A 26491-nucleotide genomic window follows, 5' to 3' on the forward strand; every position below is an offset into this window, starting at 1 on the left:
ACTCGTGTCAATAGGAATTACTTACATAAATGTCAATAACACGTAAACGCCTGACCCCTGACGAAAGCCGTGCCATCGCTCTGGAAGCCGCACGTGATCTGCTCATTGAAGCGGGGCCGCAAGCCGTGACCCTGAAAGCTGTCGCGGCGCGAATGGGAAGAACGCACGCAAATCTGCTTCATCACTTTGGTTCTGCCGCTGACCTTCAGGGCGCTCTCGCTGGGAACATTGCGGCTCAGGTCTGCGAAACTATCGCCGGCGTCGTGATGAAGGCTCGCCAAGGCGAAGCTGAACCTCGCAAAGTCGTAGAGATGACATTCGATGCGTTCGATCAGCAAGGTGTCGGCGGCCTTTGCACCTGGATGATCATGTCAGGCAACCAGGATGCGCTCAATCCGATCCTCGATGCCATCCACAATCTCATGGACCGACTGAGCGAAGGAGATGAGGACGGCCTCATGCGGGAAGAGACGCTGACCCTTGTCCTGCTCGCAATGGGAGACGCACTGCTCGGCGCACCGATGGCCCGCGCGCTTGGCCTGCCACGAGGTGCTGCGCGCGACCTTGCACACAAGATCCTGATGGCTTCACCAGGCATGCAAAAGCGCATTGCCGCGCACGAAGTGGGGTGACAGTTTCATAATCGGCCAAAGCCCGTTAAGGGGGCGGCCATGCATTTCCTTGATCAGGCCAAGATTTTTGTCCGCTCCGGCGCGGGCGGCCCCGGTGCCGTCAGTTTCCGTCGGGAAAAGTTCGTCGAATATGGCGGGCCAGACGGCGGCAATGGGGGCAAAGGCGGCGATATCATCTTTGAAGCCGTCGCGGGCCTCAATACGCTCATCGATTTTCGCTACACTCAGCATTTTCGCGCTCAACGCGGCAGCGGTGGGGCCGGCCGCAACCGCACGGGTGCGGGCGGAGAGGATCTTGTGATCAGGGTACCTGTCGGCACACAGATCCTTTCAGATGACAAGGAGCATGTACTGGCCGATTTCACGAAGGTCGGTGAGCGCAAGGTCTTCCTGCGCGGAGGTGACGGCGGGCGGGGCAACATGTCCTACAAGACGTCGACCAACCGTGCACCTCGTCAACATGGCACGGGTTGGCCGGGCGAGGAAATGTATGTCTGGCTGCGGCTTAAGCTGCTTGCCGATGCTGGCCTCGTCGGGCTGCCAAATGCGGGCAAGTCAACCTTCATCAATGCTGTTACCAATGCCAATGCCAAGGTCGGGGCCTATCCATTTACCACGACGCGTCCCCAGCTTGGCGTCGTCAGCCATCGGGGCGGCGAATTTGTGATCGCAGACATTCCCGGTCTGATCGAAGGGGCAGCGGAAGGCGCTGGGATCGGAGACCGCTTTCTTGGCCATATAGAACGCTGCAAGGTTTTACTGCATCTGGTCGATGCTACTGGCGAGGACCCGGTCGAAGCTTGGCGCATCGTCCGTGGCGAACTGGACGCCTATGGCGCTGGACTGACCGAAAAGGTTGAAGTGATCGGCCTCAACAAGATTGACGCGCTTGACCCTGCGCAAGTCAAGAAACTTGTAGCCAAGCTCAAGCGTGCTTCCAAGGCAGAGGTCTTCCCTTTGTCTGGAGCGAGCGGCGAAGGCATTGAGGCCGTCCTTGATCGTTTGGCAGATGCTATTGGCGTCAAGGCAACAGCGCCTGAAGACCTGCCGGCCGAGGAAAAGCCATGGTCCCCGCTTTAGACCGGGATGCCGTGCCACGGCTGGTTGTCAAAGTCGGCTCTGCCTTGTTGGTCGATGCAGACGGCAATGTTCGCCGTGCCTGGCTTGAAACGCTGGTCGCCGATATTGCTGATCGCGTCGCATTGGGCCAACAGATCGCCATCGTTTCTTCGGGGGCTATCGCCCTGGGGGCGCGGCGCCTGAAACTCCCAAAGGGCGGGCGCGCAAGCCTGGAGGATGCACAGGCAGCCGCGGCGACGGGTCAGATCGCCCTGTCACAATGCTGGGCCGAGCTGCTGGCGGCCCACGGGTTGACGGCAGCCCAGATGCTTGTGACGCTGGACGATCTGGAAGACAGGCGGCGCTATCTCAATGCTTCGGCTACGCTCCACAGGCTCATTGGCTTGGGCGTCGTTCCCGTCATCAACGAGAATGATTCGGTTGCGACAGCGGAAATCCGCTTTGGCGACAATGACCGCTTGGCCGCCCGCATCGCCCAGGCGGCAGGCGCGCAGGGTGTTGTCCTGCTGTCTGATGTCGACGGTCTTTTTACGTCTGACCCGGCACGCGACCCAAAGGCACAGCGGATCGATCGTGTCGGCAGAATCGATGCCGCGATCATCGCGATGGCTGGGGGCGGGACATCATCCGGCATGGGATCGGGTGGCATGGCCTCCAAGATCGAAGCGGCCCAGATCGCTGCGAGCGCAGGGGTGGATCTCGTGATCGTATCGGGCTTGCACGACCACCCCCTCGCGCGACTGGCCCAGGGGGGATGCGGTACGCTGTTTGTCGCAGACGGCTCAACGCGAGCAAAAAAAGCCTGGCTTGCCGGTCGCCTGACCGTCAAGGGCTCGGTTCATGTCGATGCCGGAGCAGTCAAGGCACTGAAAGGTGGGGCCAGCCTTCTCCCCGCAGGCGCAAAATCGATTGAAGGCAAATTTGCTCGCGGCGATGTGATTTCGATCATCGGACCGGACGGGGTCGCGATTGCGCGCGGCCTGTCCGAATATGACAGTGCGGATGCGGAGCGCATTGCCGGAAAACGCAGTGATGCCTTGGCCGCCGTCCTTGGCTACTCTCCTCGAGCCGCTCTCATCCACCGCGATCATATGGTCATGTTATGACCAAGGCCGTTCTCGCGATCACAGGGGGTACCGGATTTGTTGGAAGAACCCTGATACGGCTTGCCAGGTCGCAAGGGCACCTTGTGCGTGCACTGACCCGTTCACCGCAGGCTGAGCAGGATGGTGTTGAATGGATTTCGGGCGCGCTTGATCGTCCGGAAAGCCTTCACATGCTCGTCAAGGGAAGCGACGCAGTCATTCATGTTGCAGGTGTCGTGAATGCGCCGGATCGCGCGGGCTTTGAGGTTGGCAACGTCGCCGGGACACTGGCGATGATCCAAGCGACGCGCGAAGCCGGCGTTCGCCGGTTCGTCCATGTCTCGTCTTTGGCCGCACGGGAGCCCGAACTGTCAATCTATGGCTGGTCCAAGGCCAAGGCAGAAACGCTCGTGCAGGCAAGCGGCCTGGATTGGTCCATCATCCGTCCGCCCGCCATTTTCGGGCCAGAAGACCGCGAAATGCTTGACCTGTTCCGCATGGCACGGTTGGGTTATCTCGTGCTGCCGCCTGAGGGCCGGATTTCAGTCATCGAGGTGAGCGACCTCGCGCGGCTCCTTCTGGCGGTACTCTCTACCCAAGACGCGCAGGCGCAAATCTTCGAAGCCGATGACGGGCTGGCAGGCGGATGGAGCCACGGCAGTTTTGGAAAGGCCATCGGGTTTGCTGTTGGCAAGGATGTCAAAACCTTCTCCGCGTCGGCCCGTCTTATGGAATGGGCTGCAAAGCTGGACGGATTCTTCCGGGGATCAGGCGCGAAGCTTACAGCCGATCGGGTCCGCTATTTTTGCCATCCTGACTGGGTGATCAATTCCGACAAGAGGCCACCTGCTTCCCTATGGTTGCCCGAAGTGGACACACTCAGCGGGCTGCAATCAACGGCGCGCGCCTATGTCGAAGCGGGCTGGCTGAAACGCTGATCAGGGGGCGCGCCCAAACAGGGTGCCTATCCATGGCGCCCAGCGCTGCCAGCCGCCATGCAGGGAAAACCACTCCCATTGCGCCGCAAAAATCAGGCTGACTGTCGTCAACAGGCCGACGGTCAACGTCTGCCAATGCCCAAAATACCCGGCCACTGCCACGGCCAGAAGGAGGATGTTGCCGACAAAATGGGAAAGTGGCGGGTAACGCTGATCGCTTGTGACCCATTTGAACATCTGGTTGCCAAACAGGAAAAGGATAGGTCCGCCGCATGCGGACATGAGGTAAATGCGATCCGAGACAGCGGCCGGTGCAGCCAGCATCTTCGCGTCTGCGACGGCAATCACGATAATACCGGCAACGATCGGCATGTGCAGATATGTATAGGCATTGCGTGCGATAAACCCCACATTGTCAGAGGCACTGATCATTGATGAGGCGCGCTTTGCGCCGATATCGAAATATATCCACCAAAGCGTTGCGCTGCCAACAAAGCTTGCCACAAACGCCGCCGTGGTCGGCCCGTCGTGCGGAAGTGAGGCATAAGTGGCGCCCGTCACAAGGACAGCCTCGCCGAGCGCAATGATGATGAAGAGGGCGCACCGTTCGGCCATGTGTCCGCCCGAAATGTCCCAGTCTGCCCCGGTAGAGCGCCCAAGGAAGGGCATTCGGAAGAAGACCATCGGCCCTGCATATTCGATCACAATGGCCACCGCCCATAATATTGTCCGCAAACCTGCGTCGACCAAGGCTCCCCAGAGCCAGAATGGCCCTGACAGCATGAAATAGAAGCTGACCCGCACAAAATTGCGCGCTCGTGCGTCATTGACCCCTCGCGAGGCCCAGACCATGTAGAGGCTTCTGAAGAGCTGCATCGCAATATAGCTTGCGGCAAACAGTAGCCCGTCCGCACCAAAGGCATCGGGAATTGCAATTGCCAGAGCAAGCCCGCCAAGCATCATCAGGATCAGCATCAGCCGGACATTGGCCCGTTCCGGATCGAGCCAGTTGGTGGTCCAGCTTGTGTAGATCCAAACCCACCAGACCGGAAGGAAGAGGAGGATTGTCTTGAGGGCCCCATCCGGCGTCAGGTGGGAGAGAAGCCGGTGCGACAATTGGGTAATCGCAAAGACGAATACCAGATCGAAAAAGAGTTCGATGTAGGTAACCAGACTATGATCATGGGCCGCACGGTCCCGAAACAAATGCGGGCGAGGCCTCACGGAAGCCAATCCATCAATGCATGCGTAACAGCATCACGCGCTTCCCAAGGTACGAAATGGCCAGCACCTTCGATCCTGGCGATCGTGAGATCGTCGATCAGCGAGTCAAGTCCGTCGAGCATGCATGGAAGCAAGGCCTTGTCGCCCATGCCCCAGATTATCAGCACGGGCATCATCAATTTCGGAAAGGGCGCATCCAGGAAGGGCGGGCGAGGTACTATTTCATCCATGGCAGGTACTGTCATTGGCGATGCGCGGTACCAGTTGAACATGGCTGTCAAGGCGCCCGGTTGAGCCCATTGCTTCAGGTAGATCGCCCGTTCTTCCGGGCTGACATCGTCCTGTGTAAAATAACGCATGAAACTGTGATCAAAGAACCATTCAAGGCCATTTTCCGCAATACGCCTTTCCAGCTCATCATCCCGAAAAGTCCGAATATACTGGGAAGCAGCACGTTGTCCCAAGTCTTCGACCAGCATTTTCTGGAAGACATACGGGTGCGGCGCATTTGCGATCACCAGTCTTTCGACCCGGTCTGGACGGCCCAGCGCTGCGGCCCAGCCGATTGCGCCGCCCCAATCGTGGGCAGCGATCGTGAAGCGATCAACCCCTAGCACGTCAGCAAGAGCAAACACGTCCGCAACCAGCTTTGGCACGGCGTAGTCAGAGACTGATGGCGGCTTGGACGAACCCGCATATCCCCGCTGATCGGGTGCGATACAGTAATATCGCTTCGAAAGCGCCGCAATCTGGTGCCGCCAGGTGCGATGGGATTCCGGAAATCCGTGCAAAAAAATTATGGCTGGATTGGCGGTGTCTCCTGCCGTCCAGACATCAAGCTCAACGCCAGTTGAAAGCGCCAGTCGCTGCGGGGGAAGTTCGTTCAATCGCTGCTCCGGGTCAGAGGGACATCCGGAATGGGAATGAACTCATCCCCTTCGCCGGGCACATGGGGAAAGCGGCCATTACGCCAATCATCCTTGGCCTGATTGATCCGGTCTCGCGAGGAAGAGACGAAATTCCACCAGACATGGCGCGGCGTCGCAAAGGCTTCACCGCCGAGCAGTATGACCCGACATGCTGTTTCGGCGCGCAGGGTGGCGGCAACACCCGGCCGCAACACGTTCAGCGCGTGCGTTTCGAACAACTCGCCATCAAGACTGGCCGACCCCAATGCTACGACCACAGCGCGCTCATCCGCGCCTGCGTCGATGGGAAGAATGGCTCCGGCCTCCATCAACACGTCAGCGTAGATCGTTTCGGCATATTGTGTTGTCGGCGCGCTTTCACCCCAGAGCGTGCCCATGATAACGCGCGCAGATACGCCGCCGTTTTCGACAAGCGGAAGATCGCCGGGAGCCACGTGCTCGAATGCCGGAGCAATTTCCTCCTGGCCATCGGGAAGCGCGAGCCACGTTTGCATCCCCGAGATCCGCGCGCCGCTCAGACGCTCCAGAGGGGGTGTCCTTTCGGAATGGACTATCCCTTGACCGGCAGTCATGAGGTTTACCGCGCCCGGATGGATGGTCGCGAACGTGCCAAGCGAATCGCGATGATCGATTGCGCCTTCAAACAGATAGGTGACCGTTGCGAGATTGATGTGCGGATGCGGGCGAACATCAATGCCGCGACCGATGTCGAACTGCGCCGGACCCATCTGGTCGACGAAGATGAAAGGGCCAACCATGGTCCGCGCTTTGGCTGGAAGGGTCCGCCTTACCTTGAAGTCCCCGAGGTCATGAGTGACAGGTGTGACCGTCTCCAGCATCATTCTTCTCCTGGTGCCCGCGCCTTGATTGCAAGTGCATGAACACGCTGACCAGGCAAATCCCCAAGCGCGCGATTGACCATCCTCTGCCGCTCAAGTCGCGATACGCCGGCAAAGGCCGAAGCCTCGATCTCGACTGTGAAGTGCGATTCGCCGGAGCCGTCATCGCCAGAGTGGCCATGATGTTTGGCACTGTCATTGCTGACGACGAGCCGAACTGGAGCAAAGGCAGCGCGAAGCCGCATTTCAATTTCTTGCGAGACGGGGCCGGACATGGCTTCCCTTGTAGCATTCGAGTTGGCATTGGCCAGCCTCATGGAACGCGAGAAATTTCATGGACGGGTCAAAGGCCGGAGTCAGCCGTGCGCGCATCCCGGTTGCCCCGAGGCGGGGGAATTTCGCGCACCCGCCCGTTTTGGCCAGCGTTCCGGGTTTGATGGGCCGGGGGACTGGCAATGGTTGTGCCTTGAGCATGTCCGCGAATTCAATACCCGCTATGACTGGTTCAAGGACATGACTCCGGACGAGATTGCAGCCGCGCAAACACCCTATGCCGGCTGGGCAACCGAAACGCGGGCCTTTACGCGCCCGAGCGTCGATTCGCCGCCCAAATGGGCTGATTTCCATGACCCTCTTGAGGCGATTTCAGCCCGCTTCCGGGATCGCATGCCGCGACAACAGGCGGACGGGCGGACGCTTTCTCCGGAAGACCGCAGGGCGCTCAAGACGCTAGGGCTTGGCGAGGACGCGGACCGACGAGCGCTGCGCAGCCGCTATTCCGAACTGGTGCGCAAATATCATCCAGACCGCAACGGAGGGGACAGGAGCAACGAAAAGGCTTTGCAGGAGACAATTGCAGCTTATACGCACCTCAAGAGCGCGCCTGCATTCAGTTGAAGAAGACAGACCATGACGAACATCCCCAACATACAGCCCGACGCCCGCGGAACGACCCTGCTTGATGCGCCTGACAAGACGGTCAAGGTTCGCGAGATATTCGGCATCGATTCCGACATGGAATGCCCGGCCTTCAGCGAAGCCGACGAGCGCGTGCCGGATCTCGATTCTGCCTATGTTTTTGACCCGGATACAACGCTTGCCATTCTCGCGGGCTTCGCCTTCAACAGGCGCGTCATGGTTCAGGGCTACCATGGCACAGGCAAGTCCACGCATATTGAGCAGGTTGCGGCCCGTCTCAACTGGCCATGTATTCGTATAAACCTTGATGCGCACATCAGCCGCATCGACCTGATCGGCCGTGACGCGATTGTGCTGAAAGACGGGCAGCAAGTCACCGAGTTCCGTGAAGGCCTTCTGCCCTGGGCCCTGCAAACGCCGACCGCTCTGGTCTTTGACGAATATGATGCCGGACGTCCGGATGTCATGTTCGTCATTCAACGTGTGCTTGAAGCTGAAGGCAAGTTGACTCTTCTGGATCAGAATCGCGTGATCCGTCCCAGCCCCTGGTTTCGCCTCTTTGCGACCGCCAACACAGTCGGCTTGGGCGACACCAGCGGACTCTATCATGGCACCCAGCAGATCAATCAGGGGCAGATGGACCGCTGGAACATTGTCGTTACGCTGAATTATCTTCCCGCCAAGGTGGAAGCCGAGATCATTCTTGCGAAGGCCACGGGCACCTCGCCCAAGGATGTCGACAATATGGTCAAGGTCGCCGACCTGACCCGTCAGGGCTTCATAAACGGGGATATTTCGACGGTCATGAGCCCGCGAACAGTCATCACCTGGGCACAGAATACGGCAATCTTCAAGGATGTGGGCTTTGCCTTCCGCCTCTCATTCCTGAACAAGTGCGATGAAGCGGAACGGGCGCTGGTTGCGGAGTACTACCAGCGCGTTTTTGGCAAGGATCTTCCGGAGTCTGTCGTCGGAAAGGCCTGACGGTTCGCAATCTTACATGAACAGGCCATAACGATTGCGTTCAGCCTCGATCCAAAGTGAACATCGTAGAACAACTTTGTCGCGGGAATAAGCGTCCCGACGCCAAAGGAGACACACAATGTTCAAGCAAATCGCTCAAGCCGCTGTAGTCGCAAGTGTGGCCCTGACTGGCCTGGCCGCCACGCCCGCCTTTGCGCATGATCGTTACGAACGCGGCGATTACTATAATGACGGCTATCGCGGTGACAATGATGACCGCTACGAGGGCCGTCGATGGTCGCGCGACCGCGGTTATTATGACAATGGATACTATAACGACAACCGGTATGTCTATCCGGACCGCAGAACCCGCTATCACAGTCGTCGCTGTGGATCGGGCACGACCGGTACCATTCTCGGAGCAGTAGCCGGCGGACTTCTTGGACGGGAATTTGGTCGCGGCGGTCGTTACAACCGCGGCAGCACGACCGGGCTGATCATCGGCGCTGGTGCTGGCGCCCTTGTTGGACGCGAAATCGATCGAAACGGCAACTGCCGCTAAACGCGCGCCGGCCTTGAATGGCGTCTTGCTCACGGCGCTTCGCCGTGTATCCTCCAAGCGCTTGGAGGGGAGACGCCAGGATGGGCCTGATTGACGGATTTATGGCCAGGGGGCAGCTATGGCTGGTCGGCCTTGCCTTGTTTCTGACCATGCTGCTTGCCGTCGAGGCTGGCGCTGCATTGCGCAAGCGGCTTCCGGGGTCAAATGGCAAAGGTGAAGCGTCAGAAGGCTATCTGCTGTCTGCAACATTGGCCTTGCTCGGGTTGCTGATTGCCTTCACTTTCTCCCTCGCAGTTTCGCGCTTTGATGCGCGTCGGCAATTGGTTGTGGATGAAGCCAATGCAATCGGGACGGCCTGGCTCCGTGCCGGGCTTGCAGAGGGGCCGCAAGACAGGGATCTGCGCCAAGCCATTGCCCACTATACAGATGTCCGCCTTGGTCTGTCGCGCGGTCGAAGCCCCGAGATCGTAGAACGCGAAACGGCAGTCGCGCAAAAGACCGTATGGGATAGCCTGGGCAAGACAATCGACACTGCGCCGCCCGCAATCGTCAATTCAACCGTAATCGCAGTCAATGACATGTTCGACGCCGCGGCATCTCGCAAGGCGGAACGTGGCGCCATCATTCCGGCACGCGTGCTTGAAATACTGGTGTTGTATGCTGTTCTTTCGGCATCGATCGTCGGCTATGTCCTGAGCGCATCGGGTCAGCGACATATTGTTGTGACGTCCATCCTGTTTCTGCTCCTGACTTTGGCCATCACCCTCATTCTTGACCTCGATCGCCCTCAACAAGGCTCGATCATGGTCCCGCAGCAACCGATGCTGGATGCCCGAATGTCGATGCAGTAAGACGCAGCCCCTGTGGCGAGCGACTTCGCGGATATCACGGCACTGGCCCCCATTGCATCAAAGTGCCAAAGGGCGCCCATGCTATCGCTCGATCGCCCATTTGTGCTGCTGGATGATGCTCGCGCAGAGGGCGCTGCCCCGGCTCGCCTTTATCGTGATCCGGTCGCAACGGTCATTGCCCACAAACCGGAGCAAGTTTTGGACGCGCTGGAGACATTGCGCGGGAGGCCGCAACATGTTGCAGGGTTCCTGTCGTATGAGGCGGGCCACGTCCTTGAACCCAGACTTCAGGAGCTGGGGAGCAATGGGTCGCTCCCGCTTTTCTGGTTCGGCCTTTTCGACGGCTATGAGGAAATTCCGGCGGCAGACGTCGCAGCCATGCTCCCCGATCCCTGTTCAGGCTGGGTCGGGAGGCCGACCCCCGAGATTGATCGCGCGGAATATGCGGCGGCCTTTTCGCGCGTGGCAGACTATATCGCCGCCGGTGACATTTATCAGGTCAATCTCTCGTTTCGCGCCGCAGTGCCCATGGCAGGCCATCCGCTTGCCCTCTATGCCGGGCTCAGAGCGCGGGCCTTGGCAGGCTATGGCGGGGTAGTCTGGACTGGCGACGACTGGCTGCTTTCGCTTTCCCCTGAGCTGTTCTTTGCCCTGCACGATGGCAAGGTTACGACCAAGCCGATGAAGGGCACGGCGGCGCGCGCAGTGAACCCTGCCGATGACAGAGTTGCAATCGAGCACCTTGCGAATGACCCGAAACAACGAGCCGAAAACCTAATGATTGTCGATCTCCTTCGCAATGACCTTTCCCGCGTGGCCACGGCTGGAAGTGTCGACGTACCGCACCTCTTTTCGGTCGAGACCTATCCGACGATCCACACGATGACATCGACCGTTACAGCCCGGCTTGAACCTGACAGAACCGCAATTGATCTTATTTCAGCAATTTTCCCCTGCGGCTCGATCACCGGAGCGCCCAAGATCCGGGCAATGGAAATCATAAACGAAGTCGAGCAGAGTCCTCGCGGTGCCTATACGGGAAGCATCGGGCGGATCGATCCCGGCGGCGATGCTGCATTCAACGTTGCGATCCGTACGCTCCATCTGCAGAATGGCTCGCAGAAAGCCACGATAGGTCTGGGTGGCGGAATCGTTGCGGATAGCCGCATGGGGGAAGAATGGGACGAATGCCTGACCAAGGGACGCTTCGTGGCTGATCCCCGCAATTTCGATCTCATTGAGACCATGCGTTTCGACCCAGAAGGCGGCATTCACTTGCTTGATCGTCATATCGAACGGATTCGCGCGAGCGCCGCCACCTTCGATATCCCGTTTGACCGACATACGGTGCGCAACGAACTCCAGGCGGCGACCTTCCGCATCGCCGCCCCGCGTCGTGTCCGCCTTTTGCTGAGCCAGAGCGGGCGTATAGCGATTGAAATTGGCAAGCTGCCGCCAGTTCCCGACGGCCCCGTCGAAGTCGCGCTCGCGCCCCTACCGGTCGACGCAAGTGATTTCCGGCTTCGGCACAAGACGAGTGACAGGGCCTTTTACAATGAGGCGCTCAAAAAGGCCGAGACGTTCGAAGTCGCACTCTTGGACTCTCAGGGCTTTGTAACCGAAGGCAGTTTCACCAATATCTTCGTCAAGGGCGACGGCGTGCTGCTTACGCCTCCGCTTTCTCGCGGCTTGCTGCCCGGTGTCTTGCGCGCCGAGCTGCTTGCCAATGGCAGTGCAATTGAGGCCAACTTGCAACCTGACGATCTGGCGAACGGATTTTTCATCGGCAATGCGAGCCGTGGGCTGTTGCCCGCCACACTCAAGACGCTATAGGCGCGCTGCACCGCACACAAAGAAGGCTTCCATGCGCACCACTTCTGCAGCGCTGAACCGTATTCAGCCCTCCGCCACTCTCGCAATGACGAGCCGCGTTCTCGATCTCAAGGCCAAGGGCGTTGACGTCATCGGGCTGTCGGCAGGCGAACCTGATTTTGACACACCCGATTTTGTGAAGGAAGCAGCCATCGACGCGATCCGTCGCGGCGCCACCAAATATACAAATGTCGACGGCACGGCCGAACTCAAGGCTGCGATCCAGGCCAAGTTCAAAAGGGACAACGGGCTTGACTATGAAACGAGTCAGATCAGCGTCAATGTCGGCGGCAAGCATACGCTTTTCAATGCGCTAGTCGCCACCGTGGAGCCCGGCGACGAAGTCATAATTCCTGCCCCCTATTGGGTCAGTTATCCCGACATCGTAGCTTTTGCAGGCGGCACGCCGGTCTTCATCGACGGGCCGGTCTCTCAAGGATACAAGATCACGCCCGAGCAGCTTGAAGCCGCGATCACACCGGCGACACGCTGGCTGATCCTCAATTCTCCCTCGAACCCGACAGGAGCAGCCTATACGGCCGCAGAACTCAAAGCTTTGGCAGAAGTCTTGCTTCGTCACCCGCAGGTCATGGTGATGACGGACGATATGTACGAGCATGTCTGGTATGCTGATGAGCCATTTGCGACGATCGTTCAGGTTTGCCCGGAACTTTATGATCGCACATTGACCGTCAATGGCTGTTCAAAGGCCTATTCGATGACCGGCTGGCGGATCGGCTTTGCCGGTGGCCCGCAATGGCTGATCAAGGCCATGGCAAAGCTGCAGTCCCAGTCTACGAGCAACCCCTGCTCGATCGCGCAAGCAGCCGCAACGGCCGCACTCAATGGCGACCAGTCCTTCCTGATTGCACGTAACGAAGCATTCCGGGGACGCCGCGATCTTGTTGTCTCTATGCTCAATCAGGCGAACGGACTGACATGTCCGACGCCTGAAGGCGCGTTCTATGTCTATCCCGATGCATCGGGCACGATCGGCAAGAAAACGCCCGCAGGCAAGACGATCGAAACCGATGCGGATCTGATCGATTATTTCCTCGACGATGCGCAAGTTGCAGCAGTCCATGGCGCGGCATTTGGCCTTTCACCAGGATTCCGCATTTCTTACGCGACATCCGAGGCACTTCTCACAGAGGCGTGCACACGCATCCAGCGGGCGTGTGGCAATTTGCGCTGACACAAGGCACGTCTCCGGTGTAACCTCGCCCGGCCCGCTCGCGAATGAGGGGCAACAGGGTGAGGCAAAGGAGATTTGAAATGCTGACTCTCTCGCGACGTGAATGCCTGGTTTCGACCGGCGCACTGTCAGTTACCCTGCTCGCGGCATGCAATCGCGCGGAAGCGACAGAACATTATGAAGTGACATTGACCGACGCGGAGTGGCGCAAGCGTCTATCACCTGCAGCCTACCAGACACTGCGCCATGAAGCGACGGAGCGACCCTATTCAAGCCCGCTCAACAATGAGCACCGCAAGGGCACATTCTCTTGCGCTGGATGCGCACTGCCGCTCTATTCCTCGACAACCAAGTTTGACAGCGGAACCGGCTGGCCAAGTTTCTGGCAGCCGCTGCCAAAGGCCGTTCTGACGAAAACCGACTGGTCGATTGGTTCGCCACGCACCGAAGTCCATTGTCGGCGCTGTGGCGGACATTTGGGTCATGTTTTTGACGACGGTCCGGCGCCCACAGGCAAGCGCTATTGCATGAATGGCGTCGCCATGACGTTCAAGCCCGCGTGAGGACCTTCGTAATGCGTACAGGTTTGTTTATCAGCGCGGCTGCCGCGCTTTGGGCCATTTCACTTTCCAGCGCCGGTGTCGCTGAAAAGGCCGTTGCCATCCCGCCGATTGCTGCGGATACTAAAGAGCCTGGCAATACCGCTGTGGCCGTGTTTGCAGGGGGTTGCTTCTGGGGCATGGAAGGCGTGTTCGAACATGTGAAAGGCGTTAAGACCGTCACCAGCGGCTATGCCGGCGGAACTGCCGATACCGCCTATTATGAAGCCGTCTCGACCGAAACAACCAAGCACGCCGAAGCAGTCCGCATTGTATATGATCCCCAGTCCGTGAGTTACGGGACGCTATTGCGCGTCTATTTCTCGGTCGCGCACGATCCGACCCAGCTCAACCGGCAAGGGCCGGATACAGGCCCCAGCTATCGGTCTGCTGTTTTCCCGCAATCGCCCGCGCAGGACAAGGCCGTTCGCGCCTATATCGCGCAATTGTCAAAGGCCGCTGCCTATCCGCGTCCCATCGTGACGCGGATCGAAACAGGCAAGTTCTTCCCGGCCGAGGCCTATCATCAGGATTTCATGCGGCGGAACCCGAACCACGGATATATCGTTCGTTTCGACGTGCCAAAGCTCGCAGCCTATAAGGCGGCCTTCCCGAACCTATATCGCTAGCGCAAAGCGCAACAGCCGGTCTGCAGCCGGAAGCAGAGCCGCAGCATCCTTCCCGACTGCGGCGCGGATTTCCGGGTGATCCGCCGCGAGCCCCCCGGTGAGCGCGCCGAAGGCCGGCAGAATGAGCTTGGTCGCGGTGGAAACGAAGCAGGGTCGGTAGACACTCTGCCCGCGCGCACGTGCACGATGCTTGGGGTGGAAGTGACCGGACAATTCGGGTCGATGCTCGAGAGCGTCGGCCCGATGTCGCAAGACGATGCCGTCCAGTTCAGCTTCGGGCAGGATCGTGCCACCAATGCCATCGGGCAGGTTCTCATCGTGATTGCCGGTAATCCAGTGCCAGCGTGACCCGGCGGTCAGCCTTGCCAACAGAGCGGACGCCCCGCCGGACAAGCGCGCGGCGCCGTCATCGTCGTGAAAATTGTCACCCAGGCACCAGACGTCCGACGCCCCGGTCTGGACAATCAGATTGGCGAGGCGCTCCAGCGTGGCCGCACTGTCATAGGGCGGGAGCATCTGTCCGCGCATCGCAAACCAACTGGCCTTTTCAAGATGGAGATCGGCGACAATCAGGGCACTCTGGCTCGGCCAGAAAATCGCGCCCTCTTTCAGTATCGCGAAATCCTGTCCGCCGAAGACAAAGGGTATCACAAGGACCGCGCACTCAAATTTTGGCCCAGATGGAGACCTGCATCCACCAGCAAGGTTTCGCCGGTAACATGGCGCGATGCGCGGGAGAGGAAGAACAGTCCGGAGGCCGCGATATCCTCTGGCGTGGACGCGGCTTGCAGCGGCACCGAAGCGATGACGTTTGCGCGGATCCGTGCCGTCAGTTCTTCGCCAAAGGCATCAGAAAACCAGCGGGTATCAATAAAGCCTGGGCAGATCGCATTGACGCGGATCCTTGGCGCCAGCGCGCGCGCAAGGCTTTTCGTCATCGTGTTGAACGCCCCCTTCGACGCGGCATAGGCAACCGACGATCCAATTCCCGTCACCCCGGCAATCGATGACACATTGAGCACGGCAGCCCGGTCGCTGGCTTCAAGCAGGGAGCGCGCCGCACGGATCATCTGGAACGGCCCGACAACATTGACCGAATAGATGCGGTGGAAGTCCTCTGCCGAAAGACCATCGAGATCCGCATGGTTGGGCACCTGCTTCGTGGTCCCCGCATTGTTGGCGAGCGCATCGATGCGGCCATAGCGTTCGGCGGCTGCCGCAATCGCACGACAGCCCGCATCGTCGGACACGTCGCCCTGGACGACCGTGGCCTCTGCCCCTGCCGCCCGCACACGCTTGGCCGTCGCTTCCGCTTCGGCAAGGCTCTTGGTGCAATTGAGGATGACGGCCTTGGCGCCCTGTTCGGCAGCGCCGATTGCCAGAGCCGCGCCCAATCCGGTCGCAGACCCCGTCACCACCACCACTGCATCGTCAAAATCGCGCATTGCCCGCTCCTCGTCGCTGGAGAAAAGCCTAGGCCGGGTCGCGTCGGACCTCAAGCGGAAGCGTCGGTCCCCTCACCGTCAGCGGGGTTTTCGAACCAGGCCTCGACCTCGCCACTGAGCTTGATCGTCAATGGCTTTCCGTGCCGGTCAACGGTCTTGCCCGCCTGGACGCGGATCCAGCCTTCGGAAATCGAATATTCCTCGACATCGTGGCGCTGGCGTCCCTTGAACTTGATGCCAACGCCGCGTTGCAGCGCTTCGGCAGCAAAATGCGGGCTCGAAGGGTCGATTGAAAGATGGTCTGGCGGAGTGTCTGTCATGCGTTGGGCCTTAAACGGGAAGGGAGGGTGCGCTCAAGAGCGGGAAAGCCTCAGGCCGCCAATTTGGCGCGCGAGGCCTTTTTCCGCTCGTGCGGATCGAGATAGCGCTTCCTCAGGCGGATCGACTTGGGCGTCACTTCGACAAGTTCATCGTCATCGATATAGGCAATGGCCTGCTCGAGCGTCATCCGCTTGGGCGGGGTCAGGCGAATGGCATCATCCTTCCCGCCCGAGGCGCGGAAGTTGGTCAGCTGCTTCGACTTCATCGGATTGACTTCAAGGTCATCGGTCTTGGCATTTTCTCCCACGATCATGCCCTCATAGAGCGGCTCGCCGGGAGATACGAAAAGGATGCCGCGATCTTCCAGGGGCCCGAGCGCATAGGCGACTGCCTCACCCGTCCCGTTCGAGATCAGCACGCCATTCTTGCGACCTTCGATATTGCCCTTGTGCGGGCCATATTTTTCAAACAGCCGGTTCATGATCCCGGTGCCGCGCGTGTCGGACAGGAATTCGCCATGATAACCGATCAGCCCGCGCGAGGGCGCACTGAAGGTGATGCGCGTCTTGCCACCGCCCGAGGGACGCATGTCCGTCATCTCGGCCTTGCGGATCGCCATCTTGTCGATGACGGTGCCCGAATATTCGTCATCCACGTCGATCACGACCTGCTCATAAGGCTCGGTAAGCTGGCCATTCTCTTCGCGGAACAGCACGCGCGGACGACTGATGCCAAGTTCGAACCCTTCGCGGCGCATCGTTTCGATGAGCACGCCAAGCTGGAGTTCGCCGCGGCCCGCGACTTCATAGCTGTCCTTGTCGGCGCTTTCGGTGACCTTGATCGCGACGTTGCTCTCGGCTTCGCGGAACAGGCGATCACGGATCATCCGGCTCGTCACCTTGCTGCCTTCGCGGCCGGCCATCGGGCTGTCGTTCACCGCAAAGCGCATCGAGAGTGTCGGCGGGTCGATCGGCTGGGCGTGGAGCGGCTCGGTGACCGAGATATCGGCAATCGTGTTGGACACGGTCGCGTCGGTCATGCCCGCAATCGAGATGATGTCTCCGGCATAGGCCTCTTCGACCGGAACACGCTCAAGCCCGCGGAAGGCGAGCAGCTTCGACGCACGGCCCTGCTCGACGATCTTGCCGTCATTGTCGAGCGCGTGGATCGGCTGGTTGAGGCGCACGGTGCCGGCGGCAACACGGCCCGTCAGCACGCGACCGAGGAAATTGTCACGGTCGAGCAGGGTCACGAGGAACTGGAACGGCGCGTCCCTGTTGACTTCGGGCGGTGGCACATGGCTGACGATGGTTTCGAACATCGGCGTCAGGTCACCCGACCGCGCATCGGGGTCGAGCGAGGCATAGCCATTCCGGCCCGAGGCAAAGAGGACCGGGAAATCGAGCTGCTCATCCGTCGCATCGAGGCTGACGAACAGGTCGAACACTTCGTCGAGCACTTCCTGGATGCGCTGGTCCGGCCGGTCCACCTTGTTGACGACGACGATCGGACGCAGACCGAGCGCCAGCGCCTTGCCGGTCACGAACTTGGTCTGCGGCATCGCGCCTTCGGATGAATCGACGAGCAGGATCACGCCATCGACCATGGAAAGGATGCGCTCCACCTCGCCGCCGAAATCGGCGTGACCGGGCGTATCGACAATGTTGATCCGCGTCTTCGTGCCGTGATGATCGTCCCATTCGACCGAGGTGCACTTGGCCAGGATCGTGATCCCGCGCTCTTTTTCGAGGTCGTTCGAATCCATCGCGCGTTCCTCGACGCGCTGATTGTCGCGGAACGTGCCCGATTGGCGGAAAAGCTGGTCAACCAGCGTGGTCTTGCCATGATCGACATGCGCGATGATGGCCACATTGCGGAGAGGCATTCTGAATCTCAAAGTTTCGAGGAATGGATTGGCCGCGCCCCTAGCCGAATTTGTGCGTTGCGGCAAGGATGCCTGCCCAAGGCATGATCGCGCCGAAGGGCGGGACCCCGGACACGTCGCGTCTTCACGGCCTTGCGTAAGGCGCTGACTCCGTCAGCATCGCGAATCGTTGCCGGGTAAATGGACTCACACAAAGGCACAAAGCCGCGAAGGGACAGGGCGCCAGACCCCTGATGCCTCTGGAACTTGTCAAACTTGTCACTCCCCTCCGGTAAAATAATACCGGGCAGTCGATCATGGGGGCTTGCGGGATTTTTGAAGGAGAAAACTCTGCACTTCATCACACAGGATGGAGCAGATTCGCATCGAATAGGAAAGAGGTTTTTCGTGGGACAACCGCGGGTTCAGCGTTTTGCCTGCGGCCACCCCACCCCCCATCGGCACGCCGAACGTCCGATCTGAGACGGGAAGCTGACGGCATATCATTTGACCCGCCATTCGAATTTTGCTTCCCTTTCAAGATGGGTGGAGAGACTAAACGGGATGCAGCCGATTTCCCGGCGTGGCACAGATGGGACCGGAAATTCGCCCTTGTCTACATTCTGGCCGCTTGGGGAGCGATCCTGATTGGGTTCTACCCTTCTGTTTCCGATCGCTACCTTGGAAAAGCCGACTATCCAGCTCCCGCCATTCTTCAGTTCCATGTTTTTGCATTCACAGCATGGATGTGCCTGTTGACGGTGCAAATCATTCTGATCCGCGCCGGTCACCAGAATCTCCACAAGAGGCTGGGCATCGCAGCGGCTATCATGGTTCCAATTTTGGCTGTGACCGGGGTTGGAGCCGAACTGGCAAGCCAGCGGTTCTACAGCCCAAAATACCCCGAAAATCTCCAGTTCTTCATCGCTCCATTGGTTCAGATGTTGGTCTTCTCCATTTGCGCTACAATGGCGTTCCTTCTCAGAAAGGATTCGGCGGCGCACAAGCGGCTGATCCTGCTCAGCACGTCAATGATTCTGGTTGCCGCTTACAATCGGTGGTGGGGGGAAGGTTTGTATCAACTGTTCGGTGACGACTTCTGGGGAATGATTGTCCATAATTTCGCCGGTCCCAATGTGCTGATAACGGCAGCGCTCGCATATGATGTTATCAGCCGCCGCCATATTCACTGGGTCCATTCTTCGATGGTTCCGGCTATACTGTTGGCAGAGCTGGCGACTTCGTTTGTCTACCACCATCCAGCTTGGCCACCGATCGCCCGACGATTGGTTGGCATTTGAAGCGATTTGGATCGTTGTCGGTGAACGCTTGCAAAGAGATCATTGGCCGCCAGCTCAATTTTCCGAGGTAGCAAATGGTGGAGGCGTCATCGCTTTCACGCATGATACATCAAGTGACCGCGCGTTGCCGGAATCAAAGAACCGCAACAGCATCGGATCATAGCAGCTCTCAACCCCGCTTAATCCGTCGAATACGTGCCCCGACCATTTGATCTCAATATGGCGCGCATTCGGCATACGTCTTCGAGCAGCGTCGGCCCACCGGCCCGGGGTCACTGGATCCCGACCACCGGTTATCATCAGGATCGAAGCGGTTGACATGACGGGCCGCAGAAAGCCCGAAGGCACTTCGGCTTTCGGCCACACTGCACAGGCCGCGCGTTGTCTCCGCAGACGATAGTCACCGAAACGAGTCGCGCGAGATGCTGTCGCGGCCAGGTCGTAGTCCATGAGTGCCATGCTCTCAGAGCATGTGATCGAGAGATACAGCCCGTCGAAATAAGGCAGCGCTTGAGCCTGGGCCGCGATCGACCAGAATGGCTGCAAATCGCGCAACGCCGCTCGGTGCAGAATGAGCGGAACGCGTCTCGCCGTCATCGGAGCATAGAGCCAAGTCCGCAGTTTTTCGAAGAATACCTCCGGCGACGGCCCGTTCTCACGCGAACGAAGCCATTGGATCGCGCGATCCGCATCTCCAGCCAGATCAGGAAATGCGGATTTGCATTTGCGGTCCTCTTTGCAGTCGGAAAAGATCCTGTCCAGCATTGCGTCGGCCACAACTGCATGATGCTGTGGCGGCATCGCGTTGGCTGGAACAACGCTGAGCAAAGCGGCCGCGCGTGTACGCGTTGGATATTTGTTCATGTAGTGCATCGCCATTGTTGTCCCATAGGACAGGGCGACAATGTCAATCTGGCTATGTCCGAGTGCTCGACGAACATCCTCCAAATCGTCAGCCGCAGCGTCAGTACCATATCGAGTCAGATCGGCGCGGTGCTCCAGCGCGGCGCGACATGCGGCGACTTTTTCCGCAGGATAGAGCTCGCCAAGCTCCGACCCCGCCATAGCCAGTTCGGGGCAGGCGAGGGGATTTGACGCGCCAGTGCCGCGTTGGTCAACGAGGATTACATCGCGGCGGCGGCGGTAGGCCAAGCCATCCGCACGATAAAATGAGAGGCTTCGTGTGGAGGCGAGCCCCGGGCCTCCGTCGATATCGACCAAGGGAGGCAGATCAGGGATCGCAGCCTGCGCCTTGAGAATGACAACATTGAGCGCGATCGTTCGACCGTCGACCTGTTCGCGATTTTCGGCAACGCGGACATCGCCGCATATGACTGTCGTATCGCCTTGCGCCTCTGCGCCGCAAGGCTTCGGGTCAAATGTCGGAACCGTGGCTGCAACCCAGAGCAGAATGCCCAGCATCTCAGTGTCTCCCAACTCTGCGATAGCGTAAAGTGCCTCTCTCACCAACCTCTCGGCTTTGGCCGACAGGCCACAAGCGGTGCTACCCCGCAGGCTTGTCGGAACTCCAGCCGTCGATGGCTACGCGCCACTTTCCGTCTGCGCCGCGGCGATAGACGTTGATGCCTTTTCCGATGTCTGCCGTGACCGCGCCGGTCTTCTTGTCGGTGTCGGATGAGACATAGGTATAGCGTTCAAACGCCCAATCGCCGCTGACGGTGAAACCGATCGAGGTCTTTTGCCATTCGGTGTGATAGGCGCCGAAATAGTCCGCGACCCATTGGCGGACGGCCTTTTTGCCCACGACTTCGGGCGCACCGGGGGCCTGGTAGACAATGTCATCGGTCAGCATGTCCATCAGCGTATCGACATTGTTGCTGTTGATCGCAGCGACATAGCCGCCGTGCGCGGCCTTTTCGATGGCGGCCACATCGACCGGCGCGGCGGCGGGTGGCGATCCCGAACAGGCCGACACGATCGCAAGCAGCGGCAAGACGGTGGCAGATAGTCCTCGGTTCATGGCACATCCTCCCTGTTGGGCCAAGTTTTCATGATTGAGCCTGCGCGTCAATCGGCAGGTCAGGCTTCCCGTCGCGCCTTCCCCCCAACGCCTGCAAATGGTAGCACTGGGCAGGCTGCGTAAGCGTGCTACTTGAATAATACAGTGTTTCGCGCCATCTTGACGGCTCGAACTGAAGGAGATGCCCCGTGGCAACACAGGTTGAAGAGCCAGAAATCACACTGACCGCGCCGGACCCCGTGCCCGTGGTCGCGCCTGAAAAGGCATCCGGGCTGGTCCCGCTGGCCGAGGGACAGAAGAGCCAGCTTGAGGAAAAAGCCGAGGGCTTTGTGAATGACCTCGCGGCGCTTGATCCCAATTCGCCCGAATTCGGCAAGATGGTCGATCAGCTGACCGTAATGGGACGCAAGGAAATTGCCGAGGCGGCGGGCCAATCGAACCGCTTCCTCGACCGCCCCGTGCGCGCGATGAGCAAGGACACCGGCGTCGGCGCCGATCTGGCCGAGCTGCGCCGCACGATCGAGGATCTCGATCCCGGAAAGAAGGATGATCTTTTCCGCAAGAAGAAGCTGTTCGGCATCATTCCCTATGGCAACAAGATGCGGGACTATTTCGACAGCTACAAGTCGAGCCAGGGTCATATCGCCTCGATCCTTCAGCACTTGAGCTCCGGCAAGGATGAGCTGATCAAGGACAATGCGGCGATTTCGGTCGAGCGGCAGAACCTCTGGGCAGCGATGGGCCGGCTCGAACAGATGATCCACATCGCCAAGGCGCTCGATGCGCGGCTGGAGGAAAAGGCCGCCGATCTCGACATCAGCGATCCGGCCAAGGCCAAGGCGATCCGCGAGACCGCGCTCTTCTACATCCGCCAGCGGACGCAGGACCTGCTCACGCAAATGGCCGTGACAGTGCAGGGCTATCTCGCGCTCGATCTGGTCAAGAAGAACAATGTCGAGCTGATCAAGGGCGTCGATCGCGCCTCGACCACGACCGTCTCTGCCTTGCGCACGGCCGTGACCGTGGCGCAGGCACTTGTCGGGCAACGGCTTGTCCTCGAACAGATCACCGCGCTCAACACGACGACGGCAAACATCATCGATTCAACGGGCGAGATGCTCAAGAACCAGACGGCGCAGATCCACGAGCAGGCCGCGTCGAGCACGATCCCGCTTGAAACGCTGCAGCGCGCCTTCCAGAATATCTATCTGACGATGGACAATATCGACACGTTCAAGGCCAAGGCTCTGGTCTCGATGAAGACGACGGTGGACACACTCGGGCTCGAGGTCGAGAAGTCGAAGGGCTATATCGCGCGCGCTGAAGGCCAGGCGCAGGCGGCCCTTGAAAACAGCAGCGCGCCCAGTCCCTTCTCCCCGGTCGAGTAATGGAGTCGGAGCGTATCCTTGCGCGCGCCGAAGAAGCCCTTCGGCGCCACGGAATGGAGCCAAGGCTGGCGCAGCGGGCCCGCGCGGCACGGCGGCGGTCCTTTTTTGGCAATGTGAAGCGGATCGCCCTTGTTGCGGGCGCTCTCATGATCGGCCTGCCGCTCTGGGGCCTGATCATTGCGCCCGTCGGCACGACCGGCCTGATGATTGCCGTTCTTGCTTTCATTGTAGCGGCTGTGGTCCTGATGGCCTTTCCCCGCACACCGCTGGTTACAGGCGAGGTTCTGCCGACGACGGAGCTGGCTCTGCTGCCCCTCAAGACCGAGGAATGGCTTGCCGGCCAGCGCCGCGCCCTGCCCGCCCCCGCGACGCGGCTGGTCGACGGCATTGGCCTGAAACTCGAGATCCTCGCGCCACAGCTTCAGGCGCTTGATGAGCGGGAACCGGTGGCTGCCGACATCCGGCGCCTGATCGGCGACGAACTGCCCGAGCTTGTAAAGGGATATCAGCGCGTCCCGCTCAACCTGCGCAAGGAGGGGCTCAATGGCATCAGCCCGGACAAGCAGCTGGTCGAGGGATTGGCCGTCGTCGATGAAGAACTGGACCGGCTGAGCAAGCAGCTCGCTTCGGGCGATCTCAACCGCTTTGCGACGCAAGGCCGTTATCTGGAGCTCAAATATCAGGGCGATACGGCCTGATGGTCTATCTTGCGATCAAGGCCGTGCTGTCCGGCATATTGATTGCGGCCATTTCCGAAATTGCGAAACGAAATCCGGCGGCGGGCGCGCTCGTTGCATCATTGCCGCTTGTCTCGATCCTCGGGATGATCTGGCTCTGGCGCGAAACAGCCGATCCGGTGCGGATGGCCGCACATGCGGAGGCAACCTTCTGGTATGTCCTGCCGTCGCTCCCGATGTTCCTCCTCATTCCGGCCCTGCTGCGCGCCGGGTTGCCGTTCTGGGGCGCACTGGTTTCGGGCTGTGTCGTGACTGTCGCGCTCTACCTCCTGATGGTCTGGGCCGCGCCGCGGCTCGGGTTGCCCATCTGACTGCATCCCCTGTTCGCGCGCTGCACCTTCCGCTATTGAGGGCTTCATGCAGTTCCGTTTCGACCAGTTGCCCAATCGCCGCGCCATCATTGACCGGCGCAGCCTTGCCGACTTGCTGGGCAGTGTGGACGGGCGCGATGCCACCGCCCTGCGCAACGCCTCGACAGCGTTACTGAAGCCAGCGCTCGAAGCAGGCCGTGCGGAAATCGCAGCACGACTTGTTGAACACCCGCAGGCAGGCCGGGAGGCGGCGGCAGGCCAGGCCTTTCTTGTCGACCAGATCCTGAGGCTCATTTTCGACTTCACCACTCAGCGCCTGTACCCGCTCAACAATCCGACATCATCTGAACGGCTGACGCTGATTGCGGTTGGCGGATACGGGCGCGGCGAAATGGCCCCCTTTTCGGACGTCGATATCGCCTTCCTCACGCCATACAAGCAGACTGGCTGGGCGGAACAGGTGATTGAATCGATCCTGTACACACTCTGGGATCTTGGCCTGAAGGTCGGTCATTCGAGCCGATCGCTCGATGAAATGGTGCGCATGGCCAAGAGCGATCTGACCATCCGGACGGCACTTCTTGAATCGCGCTATGTTTGGGGCGACCAGCCGCTTTATGACGAAGCGTCGGCCCGGTTCGACGCTGAGGTGGTCGCAGGGACAGCACGCTCCTTCATTACGGAAAAGCTCGCCGAGCGCGATGCGCGCCACAAGCGGATGGGCGACAGTCGCTATGTGGTTGAGCCCAACCTCAAGGAAGGCAAGGGCGGCCTGCGTGACCTTCATACGCTCTTCTGGATCGGCAAATATATTCACCGCGTCCAAAGCGTCGCGGACCTGGTCGAACGCGGGCTCCTGACAAAGTCGGAACTTCGCCAGTTCCAGAAGGCAGAGAATTTCCTCTGGGCTGTGCGCTGCCATCTCCACGCGCTGACCGGTCGTCCAGAGGAGCGTCTGACCTTTGACGTCCAGCGCGAGATTGCTGCCCGGATGAACTATGCCGACCGGCCGGGGCGGTCTTCCGTCGAACGGTTCATGCAGCATTATTTCCTCATCGCAAAGCAGGTGGGCGACCTGACAGGCGTGTTCCTGGCGCATCTTGATGACAGTTTCGCGCCCAAGGGTCGGCGCTTTTCGCTGGCGGGATTTCGACGCTCAACACGCAAGCTCAATGGCTTCGTGCTGGACAGGGGGCGGCTTGCGCTTCCTTCGGATGACTGGTTCCAGAAGGATCCGACCCGCCTGATCGAACTGTTCGCACTTGCCGACCTTCACGATCTGGAAATCCATCCGCAGGCCATGCGCGCGGCCAATCGCGATGCCAGACTGATCGACGCAAAAGTTCGGACGGACCCCCGCGCCAATGCGCTGTTCCTTGACGTCCTGACGAGCAAGCGCGATCCCGAAACAGTCTTGCGCTGGATGAACGAGGCCACTGTGTTCGGGCGGTTCGTTCCCGATTTCGGGCGCGTGGTGGCGCAAATGCAGTTCGATATGTATCATCACTATACGGTGGATGAGCACTCTATCCGCGCGATCGGACTGCTCGCCCGGATCGAGAAGGGCGATCTTGACAACGATCATCCGCTGGCCACTGCGATCATGCGGCAAATCATTTCGCGCCGCGTGCTCTATGTTGCGGTGTTGCTCCACGATATTGCCAAGGGTCGCGGCGGCGATCATTCAGTGCTTGGGGCTGAAGTGGCCATGAAGCTCTGTCCGCGTTTCGGGATGACGCCTGCGGAATCCGAAACCTGCGCCTGGCTGGTGCGCCATCACCTCGCGATGGCCAATACCGCCTTCAAGCGCGATCTTTCCGATTTCAAGACGGTGCTCGACTTTGCCGAACAGGTCCAATCGCCCGAACGGTTGCGCCTGCTGCTTGCCCTCACGGTTGTCGATATCCGCGCAGTCGGCCCGGGCGTCTGGAACAGCTGGAAGCGGCAATTATTGTCTGATCTTTTCAACGGTGCCGAAGAAGTGCTGCGGCTTGGTCACAAGCAGAACGGACGCAAGGAACGGATTGTTGCCAAGCAGACCGCGCTGGAAAGCCGTCTCGGCTGGTCTGCGGCTGAGTTCGAGCGGCTCAAGAAGCGCCTGCCGGAAAGCTACTGGATTGCCGAGCCTGACGATATCCTTGAAAGCAATGCGCGCCACATCGCCGATGCGGGAACGCGGTCCCTTTCAATTGCGGCCAAAGTCTATCCCGCCCGCGGCGCAACGCTCGTCACAGTCTATGCAGCCGACCACCCCGGCCTGTTCTATCGCATGGCAGGTGCCATCCATCTGGCCGGCGGCAGCATCATCGACGCGCGGATCCACACAACCCGCGACGGGATGGCACTCGACAATTTCCTTGTCCAGGACCCGTTCGGCCAGCCCTTTGACGATGAACGGCGCCTCAAGCGGATCGAGCAGGCCATCGAAGATGCGCTCGCCAACCGCCACGCGTTGACCGAGAAGCTGGCGGCCAGGCCGCTGCCACGAACGCGTGCGGAAGCCTTCGAGATCGAACCCAATGTCCTCATCGATAACCGTGCGTCGAACCGCTATACCGTGATCGAAGCCAACGCGCGGGATCGTCCGGCGCTTCTGAATGCGCTGGCCTATGCGCTGTTCCAGTCGCGTGTCACGATCCATTCGGCCCATATAGCAACCTATGGCGAGCGCGCGGTCGATACCTTCTATGTCACCGACCTCACGGGCGAAAAGATCACAAGCGACGCCCGGTTGAAGGTGCTCGAGAATGCCCTGCTCAATGCGGCCGCCGGAGCGCCAGCAGAAGCCCGGGCAGCATAGAAAAAGCCCGCCCGGCCATTTGCCGGA

General features: G+C 59.8%; 27 protein-coding genes. 17 read left to right on the forward strand and 10 right to left on the reverse strand.

All coding sequences use genetic code 11. The annotated features are described in order from the left end of the window. The first annotated feature begins 29 nt into the window (after window positions 1-29). Genes K0O24_RS02900 through K0O24_RS02915 form a run of 4 tightly spaced genes read left to right on the forward strand, consistent with a single transcriptional unit; the run spans window position 30 to window position 3735 of the window. The gene (locus K0O24_RS02900; RefSeq protein WP_219894331.1) at window positions 30-632 is read left to right on the forward strand and encodes a TetR/AcrR family transcriptional regulator; all 603 of its coding nucleotides are present in this window, start codon (window positions 30-32) and stop codon (window positions 630-632) included. 39 nt (window positions 633-671) lie between these two features. Beyond that, complete coding sequence (gene obgE / locus K0O24_RS02905) at window positions 672-1712, forward strand: GTPase ObgE (protein WP_219894332.1); 1041 nt, start codon at window positions 672-674, stop codon at window positions 1710-1712. After that, window positions 1697-2818, forward strand: coding sequence for a glutamate 5-kinase (gene proB, locus K0O24_RS02910; RefSeq protein ID WP_219894333.1), 1122 nt, complete (start codon window positions 1697-1699; stop codon window positions 2816-2818). Before obgE ends, proB begins: the two co-directional genes overlap by 16 nt. Beyond that, window positions 2815-3735, forward strand: a complete 921-nt coding sequence (locus K0O24_RS02915; protein WP_219894334.1) for an SDR family oxidoreductase — start codon at window positions 2815-2817, stop codon at window positions 3733-3735. The genes proB and K0O24_RS02915 overlap by 4 nt, the downstream gene beginning before the upstream one ends. On the opposite strand, the gene K0O24_RS02920 is transcribed toward K0O24_RS02915, so the two are convergent. Genes K0O24_RS02920 through K0O24_RS02935 form a run of 4 tightly spaced genes read right to left on the reverse strand, consistent with a single transcriptional unit; the run spans window position 3736 to window position 7002 of the window. Then, window positions 3736-4959, reverse strand: coding sequence for a low temperature requirement protein A (locus tag K0O24_RS02920; RefSeq protein ID WP_219894335.1), 1224 nt, complete (start codon window positions 4957-4959; stop codon window positions 3736-3738). Continuing rightward, window positions 4956-5846, reverse strand: coding sequence for an alpha/beta fold hydrolase (locus tag K0O24_RS02925; RefSeq protein ID WP_219894336.1), 891 nt, complete (start codon window positions 5844-5846; stop codon window positions 4956-4958). The genes K0O24_RS02920 and K0O24_RS02925 overlap by 4 nt, the downstream gene beginning before the upstream one ends. Beyond that, window positions 5843-6727 (reverse strand): pirin family protein, encoded by an 885-nt coding sequence (locus K0O24_RS02930; RefSeq protein WP_219895441.1) that lies wholly within the window; start codon window positions 6725-6727, stop codon window positions 5843-5845. The genes K0O24_RS02925 and K0O24_RS02930 overlap by 4 nt, the downstream gene beginning before the upstream one ends. Further along, on the reverse strand, window positions 6727-7002 hold the full coding sequence (locus tag K0O24_RS02935) for a BolA family protein (RefSeq protein ID WP_219894337.1): 276 nt from the start codon (window positions 7000-7002) through the stop codon (window positions 6727-6729). The genes K0O24_RS02930 and K0O24_RS02935 overlap by 1 nt, the downstream gene beginning before the upstream one ends. On the opposite strand from K0O24_RS02935, the gene K0O24_RS02940 reads away from it, so the two are divergent. From K0O24_RS02940 to msrA, 8 genes are all read left to right on the forward strand, one after another. Beyond that, on the forward strand, window positions 7001-7624 hold the full coding sequence (locus K0O24_RS02940) for a J domain-containing protein (protein WP_246611111.1): 624 nt from the start codon (window positions 7001-7003) through the stop codon (window positions 7622-7624). The two genes, K0O24_RS02935 and K0O24_RS02940, sit on opposite strands and share 2 nt — an antisense overlap. A 12-nt stretch (window positions 7625-7636) precedes the next feature. Beyond that, window positions 7637-8629, forward strand: a complete 993-nt coding sequence (gene cobS / locus K0O24_RS02945) for a cobaltochelatase subunit CobS (RefSeq protein WP_219894338.1) — start codon at window positions 7637-7639, stop codon at window positions 8627-8629. A 118-nt stretch (window positions 8630-8747) separates the two neighbouring features. After that, window positions 8748-9170, forward strand: coding sequence for a glycine zipper 2TM domain-containing protein (locus tag K0O24_RS02950; protein ID WP_219894339.1), 423 nt, complete (start codon window positions 8748-8750; stop codon window positions 9168-9170). 80 nt (window positions 9171-9250) lie between these two features. Continuing rightward, window positions 9251-10021 (forward strand): bestrophin-like domain, encoded by a 771-nt coding sequence (locus K0O24_RS02955; RefSeq protein ID WP_219894340.1) that lies wholly within the window; start codon window positions 9251-9253, stop codon window positions 10019-10021. A gap of 12 nt (window positions 10022-10033) precedes the next feature. Further along, window positions 10034-11854, forward strand: coding sequence for an aminodeoxychorismate synthase component I (gene pabB / locus K0O24_RS02960; protein WP_343211257.1), 1821 nt, complete (start codon window positions 10034-10036; stop codon window positions 11852-11854). 31 nt (window positions 11855-11885) lie between these two features. Further along, window positions 11886-13088, forward strand: coding sequence for a pyridoxal phosphate-dependent aminotransferase (locus tag K0O24_RS02965; protein ID WP_219894341.1), 1203 nt, complete (start codon window positions 11886-11888; stop codon window positions 13086-13088). Window positions 13089-13168: 80 nt separating this feature from the next. Beyond that, window positions 13169-13651: a peptide-methionine (R)-S-oxide reductase MsrB gene (msrB, locus tag K0O24_RS02970; RefSeq protein ID WP_219894342.1), complete on the forward strand. Its 483-nt coding sequence runs from the start codon at window positions 13169-13171 to the stop codon at window positions 13649-13651. A gap of 11 nt (window positions 13652-13662) precedes the next feature. Then, a complete protein-coding gene (gene msrA / locus K0O24_RS02975) occupies window positions 13663-14316 on the forward strand; it encodes a peptide-methionine (S)-S-oxide reductase MsrA (protein WP_219894343.1) in 654 nt (217 codons plus the stop codon). On the opposite strand, the gene pdeM is transcribed toward msrA, so the two are convergent. Genes pdeM through typA form a run of 4 tightly spaced genes read right to left on the reverse strand, consistent with a single transcriptional unit; the run spans window position 14305 to window position 17967 of the window. Then, window positions 14305-14967, reverse strand: coding sequence for a ligase-associated DNA damage response endonuclease PdeM (pdeM, locus tag K0O24_RS02980; RefSeq protein WP_219894345.1), 663 nt, complete (start codon window positions 14965-14967; stop codon window positions 14305-14307). The two genes, msrA and pdeM, sit on opposite strands and share 12 nt — an antisense overlap. Then, window positions 14964-15761: an SDR family NAD(P)-dependent oxidoreductase gene (locus tag K0O24_RS02985; protein ID WP_219894346.1), complete on the reverse strand. Its 798-nt coding sequence runs from the start codon at window positions 15759-15761 to the stop codon at window positions 14964-14966. Before K0O24_RS02985 ends, pdeM begins: the two co-directional genes overlap by 4 nt. Before the next feature lie 50 nt (window positions 15762-15811). Continuing rightward, complete coding sequence (locus K0O24_RS02990; protein ID WP_219894348.1) at window positions 15812-16081, reverse strand: DUF3297 family protein; 270 nt, start codon at window positions 16079-16081, stop codon at window positions 15812-15814. Window positions 16082-16131: 50 nt separating this feature from the next. Beyond that, complete coding sequence (typA, locus tag K0O24_RS02995) at window positions 16132-17967, reverse strand: translational GTPase TypA (RefSeq protein ID WP_219894350.1); 1836 nt, start codon at window positions 17965-17967, stop codon at window positions 16132-16134. A gap of 521 nt (window positions 17968-18488) precedes the next feature. Between typA and K0O24_RS03000 the strand changes: the two genes are divergently transcribed. Next, window positions 18489-19247, forward strand: coding sequence for a hypothetical protein (locus K0O24_RS03000; protein ID WP_219894352.1), 759 nt, complete (start codon window positions 18489-18491; stop codon window positions 19245-19247). 54 nt (window positions 19248-19301) lie between these two features. Here the strand turns inward: K0O24_RS03000 and K0O24_RS03005 are convergent, their stop codons facing one another. Then, entirely contained in the window at window positions 19302-20714 is a 1413-nt protein-coding gene (locus K0O24_RS03005) for an alpha/beta fold hydrolase (protein WP_219894354.1), read from the reverse strand. A 37-nt stretch (window positions 20715-20751) separates the two neighbouring features. Further along, the gene (locus K0O24_RS03010) at window positions 20752-21228 is read right to left on the reverse strand and encodes a YybH family protein (protein ID WP_219894356.1); all 477 of its coding nucleotides are present in this window, start codon (window positions 21226-21228) and stop codon (window positions 20752-20754) included. Between the two features lie 188 nt (window positions 21229-21416). Here K0O24_RS03010 and K0O24_RS03015 point away from each other — a divergent pair, with 188 nt between their 5' ends. Genes K0O24_RS03015 through K0O24_RS03030 form a run of 4 tightly spaced genes read left to right on the forward strand, consistent with a single transcriptional unit; the run spans window position 21417 to window position 26464 of the window. Next, entirely contained in the window at window positions 21417-22616 is a 1200-nt protein-coding gene (locus K0O24_RS03015; protein ID WP_219894357.1) for a toxic anion resistance protein, read from the forward strand. Further along, on the forward strand, window positions 22616-23314 hold the full coding sequence (locus tag K0O24_RS03020; RefSeq protein ID WP_219894359.1) for a hypothetical protein: 699 nt from the start codon (window positions 22616-22618) through the stop codon (window positions 23312-23314). The genes K0O24_RS03015 and K0O24_RS03020 overlap by 1 nt, the downstream gene beginning before the upstream one ends. After that, on the forward strand, window positions 23314-23664 hold the full coding sequence (locus tag K0O24_RS03025; RefSeq protein ID WP_219894361.1) for a DUF3147 family protein: 351 nt from the start codon (window positions 23314-23316) through the stop codon (window positions 23662-23664). The genes K0O24_RS03020 and K0O24_RS03025 overlap by 1 nt, the downstream gene beginning before the upstream one ends. Before the next feature lie 46 nt (window positions 23665-23710). Next, window positions 23711-26464: a [protein-PII] uridylyltransferase gene (locus tag K0O24_RS03030; RefSeq protein WP_219894363.1), complete on the forward strand. Its 2754-nt coding sequence runs from the start codon at window positions 23711-23713 to the stop codon at window positions 26462-26464. Window positions 26465-26491 lie beyond the last annotated feature (27 nt).

The organism is Aquisediminimonas profunda (assembly GCF_019443285.1).
Lineage (GTDB): Bacteria > Pseudomonadota > Alphaproteobacteria > Sphingomonadales > Sphingomonadaceae > Aquisediminimonas > Aquisediminimonas profunda.